We start from the raw sequence: 13,561 nt of genomic DNA on the forward strand, positions 1-13,561 counted from the left end.
GGCCAATCACCGCAGAAGATGGCCAATCGATGCGGCGGGGATGCCTGCACCACGACGAAGGGCGGGCGCATCCCATGGATGCGCCCGTCCCGCCGAGAGCGTGGAGCGTCAGCCCCGCTTCGCCTGCTTCTCGGGCGTCGGCAGCGTGCCGGCGGCGCGCTGCTCCTCGTAGTACGCCATCGCCTCGGCCTGGCGCAGGCCCTCGGCGCCCGACGCGATCGGCGCGCGCAGGTGCTCGTCCTCGAGGCCGAACGCGGCGACGAGGTCGAGCGCGTGCGGGCGGATCTTCACGAGCAGCCGCTCGATCGTCGACGTCACGACCTTCGCGCGGGTGCCCGAGAGGCGCCCGTTGGCCAGGTACCAGGCGAGGTGCCGCTCGAGCAGCGTGAGCGCGAACAGGTCGCGCACCCACGTCATGACGCGCGCCGTCTCGCCCGTCATCCGCTCGACGGCCTCGGTGAGGGCCTTCCACTGCTGCAGCTCGGCCCACGCGCGCGCGGCCTCGATGAGCTCGTTCTGCACGTTGTTGAACGCCTTGGCCGTCTTCGCGGCGTCGCCGCGCGGCACGTGCCGCAGGCGGCCCGCGATCTCGGCGACCATCGTCTCGACGCGGTCGGTGAGCAGCTCGCGCTGCACCGCCGTGGTGCGCAGGGCGCGGGATGCGGGCGCCGGCTGGCCGAGGTCGCGCACGTCCTGCGCCACCTGGTGCAGGCCGACCTGCGCGGCGGCGCGACCGGCGAACTCCTTCGCGGCGAACTGCGCGAGGTGCGCGGCCGAGGCGCCGCGGAACTGCTTCGCGAAGTCGCCGAGCAGACGCTTGCCGACGAGCTGCAGCAGCACGGTGTTGTCGCCCTCGAAGGTCGCGTAGATGTCCATGTCGGCGCGCAGCAGCGTGAGGCGGTTCTCGGCGAGGAAGCCCGCGCCGCCGCACGCCTCGCGCGCCTCCTGCAGCGTGTCGAGCGCCGCCCACGTCGACAGCGACTTGAGGCCGGCGGCGAGCGTCTCGAGGTCCTCGCGCGCCTCGGGGGTGTCGGTGCGGCCCGAGAAGACGCCGTCGAACTCGGTGAGCAGGCGCTCGTGCGCGTACGACATCGCGTACGTCTCGGCGACGCGCGTGAAGAGGCGCTTCTGGTGCCTGCGGTAGTCGAGCAGCACCTCCTCCTCGACGTCGCTCGCAGCGTTGAACTGGCGGCGCTCCGAGCCGTAGCGGATGGCGATCGCGAGCGCGGCCTTCGACGCGACGGCCGAGGCGCCATCCAGGGAGACGCGGCCCTGCACGAGCGTGCCGAGCATCGTGAAGAAGCGTCGGCCGGGGCTCTCGATCGGCGAGGAGTACGTGCCGTCGGCGGCGACGTCGCCGTAGCGGTTCAGCAGGTTGAGGCGCGGCACGCGCACGTGGTCGAAGTGCAGGCGGCCGTTGTCGATGCCGTTGAGGCCGCCCTTGAAGCCGTCGTCCTCGCCGCCGATGCCGGGCAGGAACTCGCCGGTCTCGGGGTCGCGGATGTCGACGTAGAACGCGTGCACGCCGTGGTCGACGCCCTGGGTGACGAGCTTCGCGAACACGACGGCGGCGATGCCGTCGACGGCGGCGTTGCCGAGGTAGTCCTTCCACGCGCCGCGGAAGGGCGTGTGGATGACGAACTCCTCCGCGCCCACGTCGTACGTCGCGGTCGTGCCGATCGAGGCGACGTCGGAGCCGTGGCCGGTCTCGGTCATCGCGAACGCGCCGGGCACGTCGAAGCGCATGATCGGCGGCAGGAACGTCTCGTGGTGGTACGTGGTGCCGAGGTGCAGCACGGCGGCGCCGAAGAGGCCGTACTGCACGCCCGACTTGATCTGCAGCGACGGGTCGGCGAGCACGAGCTCCTCGAACCCGGCGATGTTGCCGCCGTGGTCGTCGCCGCCGCCGAGCTCCTTGGGGAACGCGACGAGCACGGCGCCGTCGTCGACGAGCAGCTGCAGCTGCCCGAACGTGCGAGCGCGGTGCTCGGCCATCGTCTGGTTCGGGATGCGCTGGTAGTCGGGGTTCGCGGCCTTGGCGCGCGCGGCGAGGCGACGCTCGGCCCATGTGCCCAGCAGGTCGCGACCGAGCCAGTCGACGTCGATCGCGGCGGTGCGCGGCTTCGGCTCGAGATCGAGGGGCGTGTGCACCTCGTCGGCCTCGAGCGGCTCGGATGCGGACAGGGTGTCGACCACCGGTTCCTCCTGCAGAATGCCTTCGTCGGACGCTGTGGCAGCGACGGTACGCCTGGATGCTCCACGCGTGGCGAGCGTTGACGGGGGCGACAGATCGGCCTCGACACGGGTCGTGCACGGTTGTGGGATGTCCACGACCACGAGCCGAATCCATGGTGCCGACCCTCCAAGCCCTACGGTGGCAGGATGCGCCCACCTCGCCCCGCTCCGCTCGCGCTGGGCGGGCTCGCGTGCGTCGTGGCGCTCGTCGCCCTCGCCGCTGCGGTCGGCGCGGGTGCGACCGAGCAGCTCGACGTCGCGGTGCACGCGTGGGCCGTCGACGCGCGCACCGAGTGGATGGCGTCGGCCGCGACCGCACTGGCGGTGCTCGGCGGCACCACGGGCGCCGTCGTGATGGGCGCCGTGGTCGTGCTCATCCTGCTGGCCGCCAGGCGTCCGTGGGCCGCGATCGCCGTGGCGGCGAGCGCGCTCGGCGCCTTCGCGCTCAGCGAGACGATCAAGGCGGCCGTCGGCCGGCTGCGACCGGAGGACGGCCTGCTCAGCGTGCCCGGCGCATCCTTCCCCTCCGGGCACGCGACCGAGGCGGCCGCTCTCGCCGTCGCCCTCGCCATCGCGGCCGGCACGCGCTGGTGGGTGCTGCTCGCGGCCGCATGGATGACGGCGATGGCGGCGTCGCGCCTCGTGCTCGGCGTGCACTGGCTCAGCGACGTCGCCGGCGGACTGCTGCTCGGCACCGCGACGGCACTGCTCGTCTGGGCGCTCGTGACGGCGCTGCGCCGCGTCGGCCGGCGACCGCGCGAGGCCTCGACCGCCTAGAGCGTCGAGTGCAGCACGTCGCCGCCGACCATCGTCAGCGCGACGGGCATCGATCGCAGGCGCTCGGCCTCGAGCGGGCCGTCGATCGCGACGAGGTCGGCGGGCAGCCCGACGGCGATCGTCGAGCGCACCGAGCATGCGAGCGCCGTCGCCACGTCGATGCCCTCGTGCGGCTGCCACGGCACGTCGCCGTCGCGCGAACGCGTGACCGCCGCCGCCATCGACACCCACGGGTCGAGCGGCGCGACCGGCGCATCCGAGCCCAGGATCACGCCGACGCCCGCATCCAGCAGCGAGCGGATGCGGTACGCGAGCCGCTCGCGACCCGCCCAGTAGAGGGCGATGAGCTCACGGTCGTCGAGCATGTGCTCGGGCTGGATGGATGCGGTGACGCCGAGCGCCCCCATGCGGGCGACGTCGGCGTCGGTCGCGAGCTGCGCGTGCTCGATGCGGCCCGTGATGCCCGTGGCCTCGAAGACGTCGAGCACGTGCGCGAGCGCGGCGTCGCCGATCGCGTGCACCGCGGGGCGCAGACCCATGCCCGCGCCGCGGGTCAGCACGGCGGCGAGCTGCTCGGGCGGCACCTCGAGCAGGCCGCGGCCGCCGTCGGGGTAGGGGTCGTGGCAGTAGGCGGTGCGGGTGCCGAGCGAGCCGTCGGTGATGACCTTGAGGGGCCCCACGTGCACGCGGTCGTGGATGGCCCGGCCCGTGCGGTCGCCGCGCGCCTCGGCGGCGTCGAGGTCGTGCGGGTAGACGCCCACCTCGACGCGGATGGGCGAGCCCGAGCGGCGCGACCAGGCGCCGACGGCGTCGTCGAGGTCGAGGTCGGTGATGCCGACGACGCCGCGCGACGCGGCGGCTGCGAGCGCGTCGCGGATCCAGCGCTCGCGCGTCGTGTCGTCGACCGTCGCCTCGAGCGTGCGCATCGCGGCGAAGCTCGGCGCCTCGCGCAGCATGCCGTCGCCCGGCAGCTCGACGCCGAGCATGCGCCCCATCGCGCTGCTCGACCACGTCGCGTGCAGGTCGGCGCTGATCGCCGTGACGGCCCGGTCGCCGGCGACGGCGTCGAGCAGGGCGCGGCTCGGCGCGTCCGACCACAGCCCCTCGCGCATGCCCACGGCGACGAGCGGCTCGTCGGCCGGCTGCGTGCGCAGCGCATCGCGGATGCGCGCGGCGGCCTCGGCGGCCGAGCCGACGTCGAGGATCGAGATGCGGCGGCGGTGCGCCGCCCACTGCCCGAGGTGCACGTGCTCGTCCCACAGGCCGGGCACGAGGATGCGGCCGTCGAGATCGAGGTCGCCGTCGGCGGTCGCCGCGGCGGCGCTGCCCGCCGGCGTCACGGCGGCGATGCGCCCGTCGGCGACCTCCACGTCGACGAGGGAGTCGTCCTGCAGGCGTGCGCGCGTGATCCTCACCTCGTCACGCTAGCGCCGCGTCGCCTCCCCACCCGGCCATGCCGCTTGCGTTTCGCAGGCGATCAGGGGTGGCGGAGGGAAGATGCCCCTCTGACCCCCGCGATCGCCTGCAATACGCAAGCGGCAGCGCGGCGTCAGGCGGTGCCGGGGCGCGCGGCCGGGTCGACGTCGCGCTCGGCGGGCGGATCCTCGACGACCGACGCGATCGTGATGGGCGCCGTCTCGGGCTGCGGACCGCGACGTCGCCCGCGCGCGACGTCGGCGATGCGCGTCGCGACGCCGTTCGCCACCGCGATGCCCACGAGCAGCACGCCGCCGCCGACGAGCTCTGCCGCCGACGGCCGCTCGCCGCGCAGAGCCACGCTCGTCGCGATGCCGATGACGGGCACGAGCATCGCGAAGGGCACGACGTCGGATGCGGGATGCCGCGCGAGCAGCGAGTTCCAGATGCCGTAGCCGACGAGGCTCGCGAGCACCGCCGTGTACACGACCGAGCCGATGCCGAGCGGGCTCACGTGCGTCAGCGCATCCACGATCCGCTCGGGGCCGTCGACGACGAGCGACAGCGCGGCCATGGGCACGGGCACGACGAGCGCCGACCACACCGTGAGGCCGAGGCCGCTCGACGCGCCGGCCTTGCGCGTGATGACGTTGCCCGTCGCCCACGTCGCCGCCGACGCGAGCACGAGCAGCAGCGCCACGAGCGGCACGTCGCCCGAGCGGCCGAGCGCCACGATCGCGACGCCTGCCACGGCGATGCCGATGCCGACGAGCTGCATGCGCCGCGGCCGCTCGCCGAGCACGAGCGCCGAGACGCCGATCGTCACGATGACCTGCACCTGCAGCACGAGCGACGCGAGACCCGGCGGCATCCCGAGCGACAGGCCGAGGTAGAGCAGCGCGAACTGGCCGAGCGACATCGTCGCGCCGACGCCGAGGATCGTGCGCCACGGCAGGTCGGGCTTCGGCACGAGGAAGATCGCGGGCACGAGCACGAGCACGAAGCGCAGCGCGAGCAGCAGGAACGGCGGCAGCTCCTCGAGGCCGACGTCGATCACGACGAAGTTCGAGCCCCACAGCAGCACCACGAGCAGCGCGAGGGCGACGTGACGGGGAGGCATCCGACCATCCTCACGCACCAGTGGCCCGCGCTCGGCGGGCCACTGGTGCGGTCGTGGCGTCAGCGTGCGACGCGCTGGGCTCGGATGCGGGGGCGGCGGGCCGCGACGTGCGGCGCCTGGCGCCAGGCCGCGAGCTCGGGCGGCACGGTCGGGGTGTGCGCGGCAGCGGCCGCGTCGCGGGCGTCGTCGAGGGTGCGCTGCACCTCGAGACGGTCGAGGAGCCGCTGACGCAGCTCGGGGTCGACAGGGTGGGCGCGGTAGCCGTCGGTGCGCACGTCCCACACGACGGCGACCACGGCGGCGATGCCGAGGACGATGACCAGGATCAGGAATGCGTTCATGGCAGCAATTCGACACCTTGCAAGATCCGGCCACCAGTGGCATGATCGCCAGCATCCGACAAGATCCCGCCAAGGGTGCGAGCGAGGAGCCAGCATGAAGGTCGCGTGCATCGTCGACGATCTCGTCAACCCGTTCGAGCTCGGCGTCGCCTGCGAGGTGTTCGGCGACGACCGCTCGGCGTACGGCGTGCCCCGCTTCGACTTCCGCGTCGTCGCGCCCACGCCCGGACGCGTCGCGGTCGACTACCAGGGCGGGTTCTCGCTCGACGTCGCGCACGACCTCGCCTTCGTCGACGAGGCCGACATCGTCGTCGTGCCCGCCTTCCGCGACTGCGCCCGCGACACGTGCGGCATCGCGGTGCTCGACGCCATCCACCGGGCGCACGCGCGCGGCGCCTGGATCCTCTCCCTCTGCACCGGCGCCTTCGTGCTCGCGCGCGCCGGCCTGCTCGACGGCGGCCGTGCCACGACCCACTGGCGGCACGCCGACCGCATGCAGGACGAGTTCCCGGCCGTCGACGTCGCCTGCGACGCCCTCTACGTGCAGCACGGTCGCGTCATCACGAGCGCGGGCACCGCCGGCGCGATCGACGCGGCCCTGCATCTCGTCACCGTCGCGATCGGCGCGCAGTCGGCGTCGACGATCGCGCGAGGCATGGTCATGCCCCCGCAGCGCGACGGCGGCCAGAGCCAGTACGCGACCGGCCCCGTCGCCGAGCGTCGCGCCGAGACGCTCGCGCCGCTCGTCGCGTGGGTGTCGGCGAACCTCGAGCTCGACCACTCCATCGCCACCCTCGCCGCGCGGGCGCACATGAGCGAGCGCACCTTCGCGCGCCGCTTCAAGGACGAGCTCGGCACGACGCCCGCCGCCTGGCTCGCGAGCCGCCGCGTGCGGCGTGCGCAGCAGCTGCTCGAGGCGACGGACCTCACGCTGGATGCCGTCGCCGCCGAGGCAGGGTTCGGCACGGCAGCGCTCATGCGCCACCACTTCCAGCAGCACCTGTCGACGACGCCGAGCGCCTACCGCCAGCGGTTCCAGGTCTCGCGCCCCGAGCTCGAGTCCGTGGCCTGACGCGGGCGGTCGGCACGCGGTGACGCGCAGCGGCGCACCGAGGGCGATCTTCCCTAGGCGCGCCGCTGGGCGTCACTTCGTGGCTGCAAGGACCTTGGGAGCGACGAAGCGCCGGCTGTCGCTGTCGGGATCGAGCCGCGACCCGCATCACGCACCCCGCCCACCGACCGCGCACCCCACGTCCCGACGGCGGCCAGGCCGCGCGCACGCCACGTCCAGCGCGGCATGCTGCACTCGACGCATGCATCGCCGCTCCACCGCCGTCGTCGTCGCCGCGCTCGCCGCGGCCCTCACGGGCTGCGTCATCCAGCCGCCCGAGCTCGCCGCCGTCACCGAGGTGTGGCGCGTCGACGACCGCCTCGTGACCGCTCCGGTCGAGGAGTCGGGCACGCTGCTCGCGTACACGACCGCCGGCCCCGACTCCCTCGACGTCGTGGCGTGGGACGGCGTCGCAGGCACCGAGCTGTGGCGCGCGGCGAGCGTGCCGATGTCGAACGGCGACATCGTCGACCTCGAGCCGATGGACGACGGCTCGGGCCGCCTCGTCGTGCCGATGCTCGTCGCCGAGGGCGACGGCGTGCGCTGGTCGGTGCGCGATCTCGCGACGGGCGAGGAGCAGGCGTGGTCGACGGCCTCGGCCGACGGCACCCAGACCACGTGGGACCTCGTCTACTACGCGTGGAGCTGCAGCCCCGACGTGCCGACGACGTCGATCTGCTTCTCGGTGCCCGACGGCACCGAGACGACCGCCGAGTTCCTGCGGCTGCGGCCGGGCCACGGCGTCGACGCGCTGCCGATCCCCAACGAGGGCACGGTCTTCGCCACCGACCTCGGCCTCTACACCGACCAGGCGACGCAGACGATCGACCTCATCGTCGACGGCCAGATCCGCTGGTCGCGGCCGTGGTCGGATGCGTTCGGCCACGTGTACGAGGACGGCGCCATCGAGCCGCTGCGCTCCGGCGACCTGCTGCTCGTGACGTCGGGACCGGCGTGGTGGTCGTCGACGCTGCAGTTCGAGTCGGTGGACACCGTCGCGCTCGAGGCGTCGTCGGGCGCCGTGCGGTGGACGGTCGAGGGCGCGTTCCCGTGCGCGATCGAGGATGCCGACGTCGTGATCCTCTGCGCGCTGGCCGGCGCGCGCACCGGCGCCGGCACGACGCTCACGGGCGTCTCGATCGTGGGCGTCGACGCGGCGACGGGCGCCGAGCGGTGGCGTGTGCCGTACTCGGATGCGGGCGTCGCGATCGAGAACGGTGCGGGCGCGTGGTCGTGGTTCAGCGGCTCGGCGGCGCTCGTGCCCGACGCGTCGGGCGCCCCCGTGGTGCTCGACGCCGCCGACGGCACGCCGCAGCCCATCGCGGCGGATGCGCCGCTCCCCTGCTCGCAGGGCGCCGAGGGCAGCGTCGCGTGGACCGACGGCGGCCTGTCGATCCCGATCGAGGAGCTCGCCGAGTGGTGCAGCCTCGACGGCGCGCGGCTGACGGATCCCGAGCTCGACGCCGACGTGCTGGCCGTCGTGGGCATCCCGGTCGGCGACGTGCGCGTCGTCGCGATGGCATCGGGCATCGCCGCCTACCGCATCGGCTGACGCACGACGCCGAGCCGCGACGCGACCCGCGCAACCCGTCGCCGATGTCGGTCGTGGGGCGCAGCATGGAGGCGATCGAAGGAGATCGCATGCTGCGTGGACTCGCGAACCTCAACCTCGTCGCCGACGACATGCCCGCCGCCGTCGCCTGGTACGCCGACGTGCTGGGCGCCGAGCCGTACTTCGTGCGGCCGGAGGACGGCCCCGTCGAGTACGCCGAGTGGCGCTTCGGCGACGACGACGACGAGCTGGCCCTCATGTCGAGCGCCTACCGCCCGGCGCTGGCGAGCCCCGGCGGCGCCGTGGTGTCGCTGCACGTCGACGACGTGGAGGCAGCCCTCGCGTCGCTCGTCGAGCGCGGAGCAGCGGTGTTCGAGCCGCTCATCGACCGCGGCGGCGGCTTCGTGACGGCGTCGATCGTCGACCCGTTCGGCAACGTGCTCGGCCTCATGCGCAGCCCGCACTGGGCTGCGCAGCACGACGGCTGACGCGCGTCAGGCGATCGGCAGCGCCACGATCGCGCCGCTGCCGGGCGGCAGGTGCACGGCGGCGTCGTCGAGCGCGACCGACGGCGACGTGCCGAACAGCAGCGTCGCGCCCAGCGGCACCGCTGCCTCCCACACGGCGTCGCCGACGTTCACGAGCACGTCGACCGGGCCCGTGCCGGGCGCAGCCTCGGCATCCGACGATCCCGCGACGCGCAGCGAGCCGCCGCGCGTGAGCCGCAGCGTGCGCGTCTCCTCGTCGACGACGACGCGGTTGGCGTGGAACGACGGATCGGTGAGCGCCGCCCAGTCGCGCCGCAGCTCGGCGAGCCGCCGGTATCCCTCGAGCACGACGGCGTGGCGGCCCGAGCCGAGCTCCTCCCACCGCAGCACCGAGCGCCGGAACGTCTCGGGATCCTGCGGGTCGGGCACGACGTCGGCATCCCACCCCATCGACGCGAACTCGGCGATGCGGCCCTCGGCCGTCAGCCTGCCGAGCTCCTCCTCGGGGTGCGACGTGAAGAACTGGAACGGGCTCGACGCCGCCCACTCCTCGCCCTGGAACAGCATCGGCGTGAACGGGCCCGCGTACAGCAGCATCGCCGCGACGAGCAGCTGCGAGTCGTCGAGCACGTCGACGATGCGGTCGCCCACGGCGCGGTTGCCGATCTGGTCGTGGTTCTGCGCGCTCACCACGAGCCGCCACGACGGCATGCGGTCGACGTCGATCGGATGCCCGTGCTCGCGCCCGCGGAACGTCGACATGGTGCCGTCGTGGAAGAAGCCGCGCTCGAGCGCCTTCGCGAGCGCGCCGAGCGGCTCGAAGTCGCCGTAGTAGCCGGTCGTCTCGCGCGTGAGCGCGACGTGGATGGCGTGGTGGTAGTCGTCGCTCCACTGCGCGTCGAGGCCGTAGCCCCCGCCCTCGCGCGGCGTCACGAGCCGCGGATCGTTGAGGTCGGACTCGGCGATGAGCGTGAGCGGCCGACCCTGGTGCGCCGACTCCGACGCGACCGCGACCGTGAGGGCCTCGAGGATGTGGTCGTCGGCATCGTCGACGAGCGCGTGCACCGCATCCAGTCGCAGCGCATCCACGTGCATCTCGCGCAACCAGTAGAGGGCGTTCTCGACGATGTAGCGGCGCACCTCGGGCTCGCGCACCTGCACGACCTCGCCCCACGTGTTGCGCTCGTCGCCGAGGTACGGACCGTAGAGCGGCAGGTAGTTGCCGCTGGGGCCGAGATGGTTGTAGACGACGTCCTGGATGACGGCGAGGCCCGCGGCGTGGCAGGCGTCGACGAAGCGCTGGTAGCCGGCGGGGCCGCCGTACTCCTCCTGCACCGCGTACCAGAGCACGCCGTCGTAGCCCCAGTTGTGCGTGCCGTTGAACGCGTTGACCGGCAGCAGCTCGACGTGCGTGACGCCGAGGGATGCGAGGTGCTCGAGCCTGCCTGCGGCGGCATCGAAGGTGCCCTCGGGCGTGAAGGTGCCGACGTGCAGCTCGTAGATCACGCCGCCCGCGAGGCGCCGGCCCGTCCAGTCGCCGTCCTGCCAGTCGTGCTCGTGCGGGTCGAAGGTGTGCGACCGGTCGTGCACGCCGCGCGGCTGCCTGCGCGAGCGCGGGTCGGGGCGCACGGCGTCGTCGTCGCCGATCTGGAAGCCGTACTCTCCCGCGGGCCCCGACTGGCGCCACCAGCCGCCGCCGGCATCCTCCATCTCGGTGGATGCGCCCTCGGAGACGAGGCGCATGCGGGTCGCGCGCGGTGCCCAGACTCGGTACTCGTGGTCGGCCATGCCCCCATGCAAGCAGAGGCGGGCGGCGGTGCGCCGACGGTTGCGCACCGTCGACGGCGGCGACTAGGCCGGGCGAGCGCGCTCCTGCGCACGCAGCCGAGCCTGGTCGGCGTACCAGGCGTTCGACGACGGCACGCACAGCAGCACGACGGCGACCACGGCGACGACGCTGCCGAGGTTCAGCCCCTCGCCCGACAGCAGGCCGGGGGCGACGCCGAGCACCGTGACGACGGTGAGCACGACGCGCGCCCACCCGTAGCCGTTGCCCGCCGCCAGCAGCAGCCCGGCCTGAAGCAGGCACACGATGCCCGCGATGCCGAGCACGAGGAACGTGAAGGCCGGGTCGACGGCGACCCCAGCCGCCGCCGCGCCGACGACGGCGACGGCGACGGTGAGCGCCAGACCGATCCACAGGATCGTGACGCCCCAGCGCACGGTCGAGGGCTTCGGCACCGCCCGAGGCGTCCACGGACGGTGCGGCCGTGACGGCGACCCGCCTGCCGCTCGGGCGTCGTCGACGCTCATCGCGTGGCGGTGGTGCGACGCTGCGCGTCGTACCACTCGTTCGACGCCGGCAGGAAGAGCAGCACGACGGCGACGATCGTGAGCACGGCACCGAAGTTCACCGAGCCGTTCGTGACGACGCCGATCACGAGGCTCGCGACGCACGTGATCGCGAGCGCCATGCGGGCCCACGCCTTGCCCTTGCCTGCCTCGACGAGGAACCAGATCTCGACGCCGACGAGCACGACGCCCACGACGAGCGCGACCGTCGCCAAGCCCACGACGGCGCCATCGCCCGCGGAGCCGGCCTGCGCGCCGGCACCGGCCAGCAGCAGGAAGGCGAAGCCGCCCAGCACGAGCGTCAGCACGACGCCGACCCAGAGGATGCCGAGCCCCCACTTCACGGTCGCGGGCTTCTCGACGCGGCGCGGCGGCTGCGGCGACGACGACCATGCGGGCTGCGGCGTCGGGCTGGCGGAGGAGCGGTCGTCGCCCGAGGCGTCGTAGGGAGAGGTCATGCCGCGACCCTATGCATCCGCCGTGCACGCACCCTGGTCGATGGCTGCACGCCAGCCGAGCCCTACGGCTCGCCCAGGAGGCGGCGGATGCGCTCGGGGTGGATCGTGAGCCATGCGCGCGACGTCGGCAGCAGCAGCAGGATGAGCGCCGCGACGGCCGCGGGCAGCGGCGCGATCGTGAGGAACGCCACGCCCGAGAACGAGACGAAGGCGAGCAGCGCGGCGGCGGCGATCGCCCCCGAGCGGCGACGCTTCGCGAACGCGGCGCCCAGTGCGGCGAGGCCGACGTAGATGGCGGTGCCGCCGAGGTTGCGCAGGATCGACGCGGAGTCGGGCGCGACGTCGAGCACGGCCGCCGCGGACAGCTGCCTGCCGATCGTGATCGCGACGCCGACCCCCGCGAGCCCCATGGCGATCCACAGCGCGCGACGGGCGAGGCGGATGGTGCGCGGCATGCCCGTGGGCTCGGCGGGTCGTTCGACGCGGCCGGCGGCGAGCCAGGCGGGCGGATCCGGCTGCGCGGATCGAGCGGGCGGATCGGCGGTGGGCGTGGGAGCGACGGCGGCGGGCGGATCGGGCTGCGCGGGCGCCACCGGGGTCGGTGGCGCGGGCTCGACGGGAGCCCGCGGCGCGGGCTCGACCGCCGGCGCGGCGGCGGGCGGCGCGGGCTGCGGCGTCGCGGGCGTTGCCCAGCTCGTGGTCGGCGCCGCCCAGTCGGTCGTCGGCCACGCGCTGCCCGAGGCCGAGTCGAGGCTCTGCGGCGCCCACGGCGTCGTGGGGCCGGGGCCGAGGTCGGTGCCCGCGCGCCAGTCCCACGTGGGCACCGCGCCGACGCCGGGCTCCTGCCGCGGCGCATCCGCCGCATCCTGCGGCTCCCTCGGCTCGCTCATCGGGCCGTGCCGCGGGCGCGCACCTCGCGGAACCACGCGCTCGACGACGGCACGAAGAGCGCCGCGACGGCGACGACGAGCACGACGGCGCCGAGGCCCGCGCTGCCGCCGCCGATGAGCGCCAGCACGCCGACGGCGCCCGCGACCAGGGCCAGCCACACGCGGGCCGCGTCGCTGCCGCGCGCCACGAGCACCGTGAGCACGAGCTGCACGACGAGCACGATGGCCGTCACGACCACGACGGTCGTCGCGATGGCGTTCGCCGCAGGGGCATCGACGCCCGCAGCCGTCGCCGCAGCCGCCGCGAGCCCTGCGCCGACGAGCACCGCGATCGCCGCGCCGACCGAGAGGGCGAACGACACCCACAGCAGGATCACCGCGAACGCGAGCGCATCCGGCCGATCGAGGCGCGTGACGCGCGGCGGCCGCGAGCGGCCCTCGCGCGCGGTCGCGACGGCCGGGGCCACCTGCGTCTCGTCGCCGCGGGGTGCGACGCTGCCGACCGGCACGGGCACGATGAAGCGGGGCGCGCTGCGACGCGGCTCGTCGGGAGGCGTGGTCATGCCGCGACGGTAGCCCTGCTGCGGTCGCGGAGGCTGGACTCCGCGTGCGAGCGGGCTGGATCCCCACAGCTGGTCGAGGAGGCCCCGAGCGCAGCGAGAGCCGTCACGAGACCACGCCACCCCAGGGACCGCTCCTTGAGGTGCGAGCGCAGCGAGCCTCGAAAGGTGCCCTGCGACTGACGGCTCTTGGACGGCCCCTTCGAGGCTCACCCTTCAGGCTCGCACCTCAGGGAGCGGGTTGGTGGGCGTCTCGAGGGA

13 protein-coding genes are annotated in these 13,561 nt (G+C 74.2%); 4 read left to right on the forward strand and 9 right to left on the reverse strand.

Annotated features, from left to right (window positions below; translation table 11 throughout):
- Window positions 1-108 precede the first annotated feature (108 nt).
- Complete coding sequence (locus BLQ67_RS05735) at window positions 109-2,151, reverse strand: acyl-CoA dehydrogenase family protein (RefSeq protein WP_231945222.1); 2,043 nt, start codon at window positions 2,149-2,151, stop codon at window positions 109-111.
- Window positions 2,152-2,382: 231 nt separating this feature from the next.
- On the opposite strand from BLQ67_RS05735, the gene BLQ67_RS05740 reads away from it, so the two are divergent.
- On the forward strand, window positions 2,383-3,012 hold the full coding sequence (locus tag BLQ67_RS05740; protein ID WP_092503266.1) for a phosphatase PAP2 family protein: 630 nt from the start codon (window positions 2,383-2,385) through the stop codon (window positions 3,010-3,012).
- On the opposite strand, the gene BLQ67_RS05745 is transcribed toward BLQ67_RS05740, so the two are convergent.
- The 3 genes from BLQ67_RS05745 to BLQ67_RS05755 form a co-directional block, all read right to left on the reverse strand.
- Window positions 3,009-4,427, reverse strand: a complete 1,419-nt coding sequence (locus BLQ67_RS05745; RefSeq protein WP_092503268.1) for an amidohydrolase — start codon at window positions 4,425-4,427, stop codon at window positions 3,009-3,011. The genes BLQ67_RS05740 and BLQ67_RS05745 overlap by 4 nt on opposite strands.
- 134 nt (window positions 4,428-4,561) lie before the next feature.
- On the reverse strand, window positions 4,562-5,548 hold the full coding sequence (locus BLQ67_RS05750; RefSeq protein ID WP_092503270.1) for an EamA family transporter: 987 nt from the start codon (window positions 5,546-5,548) through the stop codon (window positions 4,562-4,564).
- A gap of 59 nt (window positions 5,549-5,607) precedes the next feature.
- Entirely contained in the window at window positions 5,608-5,889 is a 282-nt protein-coding gene (locus BLQ67_RS05755; RefSeq protein ID WP_092503272.1) for a hypothetical protein, read from the reverse strand.
- Window positions 5,890-5,983: 94 nt separating this feature from the next.
- On the opposite strand from BLQ67_RS05755, the gene BLQ67_RS05760 reads away from it, so the two are divergent.
- The 3 genes from BLQ67_RS05760 to BLQ67_RS05770 all read left to right on the forward strand — a co-directional run bounded on the left by BLQ67_RS05760 (window position 5,984) and on the right by BLQ67_RS05770 (window position 9,040).
- Window positions 5,984-6,961, forward strand: a complete 978-nt coding sequence (locus tag BLQ67_RS05760; protein ID WP_092503274.1) for a GlxA family transcriptional regulator — start codon at window positions 5,984-5,986, stop codon at window positions 6,959-6,961.
- A gap of 241 nt (window positions 6,962-7,202) precedes the next feature.
- Window positions 7,203-8,552 (forward strand): hypothetical protein, encoded by a 1,350-nt coding sequence (locus BLQ67_RS05765; RefSeq protein WP_092503276.1) that lies wholly within the window; start codon window positions 7,203-7,205, stop codon window positions 8,550-8,552.
- Window positions 8,553-8,641: 89 nt separating this feature from the next.
- On the forward strand, window positions 8,642-9,040 hold the full coding sequence (locus tag BLQ67_RS05770) for a VOC family protein (RefSeq protein ID WP_092503278.1): 399 nt from the start codon (window positions 8,642-8,644) through the stop codon (window positions 9,038-9,040).
- Between the two features lie 6 nt (window positions 9,041-9,046).
- Here BLQ67_RS05770 and treZ read toward each other — a convergent pair whose 3' ends face one another.
- The 5 genes from treZ to BLQ67_RS05795 form a co-directional block, all read right to left on the reverse strand.
- Entirely contained in the window at window positions 9,047-10,828 is a 1,782-nt protein-coding gene (gene treZ / locus BLQ67_RS05775) for a malto-oligosyltrehalose trehalohydrolase (RefSeq protein WP_092503280.1), read from the reverse strand.
- Window positions 10,829-10,891: 63 nt separating this feature from the next.
- Entirely contained in the window at window positions 10,892-11,281 is a 390-nt protein-coding gene (locus BLQ67_RS05780; RefSeq protein ID WP_092503282.1) for a hypothetical protein, read from the reverse strand.
- 68 nt (window positions 11,282-11,349) lie between these two features.
- Complete coding sequence (locus BLQ67_RS05785; protein WP_092503283.1) at window positions 11,350-11,850, reverse strand: hypothetical protein; 501 nt, start codon at window positions 11,848-11,850, stop codon at window positions 11,350-11,352.
- Window positions 11,851-11,912: 62 nt separating this feature from the next.
- Window positions 11,913-12,740: a hypothetical protein gene (locus BLQ67_RS05790; RefSeq protein ID WP_092503285.1), complete on the reverse strand. Its 828-nt coding sequence runs from the start codon at window positions 12,738-12,740 to the stop codon at window positions 11,913-11,915.
- Window positions 12,737-13,303 (reverse strand): hypothetical protein, encoded by a 567-nt coding sequence (locus BLQ67_RS05795; protein WP_092503287.1) that lies wholly within the window; start codon window positions 13,301-13,303, stop codon window positions 12,737-12,739. Before BLQ67_RS05795 ends, BLQ67_RS05790 begins: the two co-directional genes overlap by 4 nt.
- Window positions 13,304-13,561 lie beyond the last annotated feature (258 nt).

The organism is Agrococcus jejuensis, assembly GCF_900099705.1.
In the GTDB taxonomy this organism is placed as follows: domain Bacteria; phylum Actinomycetota; class Actinomycetes; order Actinomycetales; family Microbacteriaceae; genus Agrococcus; species Agrococcus jejuensis.

What these genes read in the sequence shown, in the direction of transcription:
- BLQ67_RS05740 (WP_092503266.1), top strand. Translation starts at nt 2,383, where the DNA reads ATGCGCCCACCTCGCCCCGCTCCGCTCGCGCTGGGCGGGCTCGCGTGC.
- BLQ67_RS05750 (WP_092503270.1), bottom strand. Translation starts at nt 5,548, where the DNA reads ATGCCTCCCCGTCACGTCGCCCTCGCGCTGCTCGTGGTGCTGCTGTGG.
- BLQ67_RS05755 (WP_092503272.1), bottom strand. Translation starts at nt 5,889, where the DNA reads ATGAACGCATTCCTGATCCTGGTCATCGTCCTCGGCATCGCCGCCGTG.
- BLQ67_RS05760 (WP_092503274.1), top strand. Translation starts at nt 5,984, where the DNA reads ATGAAGGTCGCGTGCATCGTCGACGATCTCGTCAACCCGTTCGAGCTC.
- BLQ67_RS05765 (WP_092503276.1), top strand. Translation starts at nt 7,203, where the DNA reads ATGCATCGCCGCTCCACCGCCGTCGTCGTCGCCGCGCTCGCCGCGGCC.
- BLQ67_RS05770 (WP_092503278.1), top strand. Translation starts at nt 8,642, where the DNA reads ATGCTGCGTGGACTCGCGAACCTCAACCTCGTCGCCGACGACATGCCC.
- treZ (WP_092503280.1), bottom strand. Translation starts at nt 10,828, where the DNA reads ATGGCCGACCACGAGTACCGAGTCTGGGCACCGCGCGCGACCCGCATG.
- BLQ67_RS05785 (WP_092503283.1), bottom strand. Translation starts at nt 11,850, where the DNA reads ATGACCTCTCCCTACGACGCCTCGGGCGACGACCGCTCCTCCGCCAGC.
- BLQ67_RS05790 (WP_092503285.1), bottom strand. Translation starts at nt 12,740, where the DNA reads ATGAGCGAGCCGAGGGAGCCGCAGGATGCGGCGGATGCGCCGCGGCAG.
- BLQ67_RS05795 (WP_092503287.1), bottom strand. Translation starts at nt 13,303, where the DNA reads ATGACCACGCCTCCCGACGAGCCGCGTCGCAGCGCGCCCCGCTTCATC.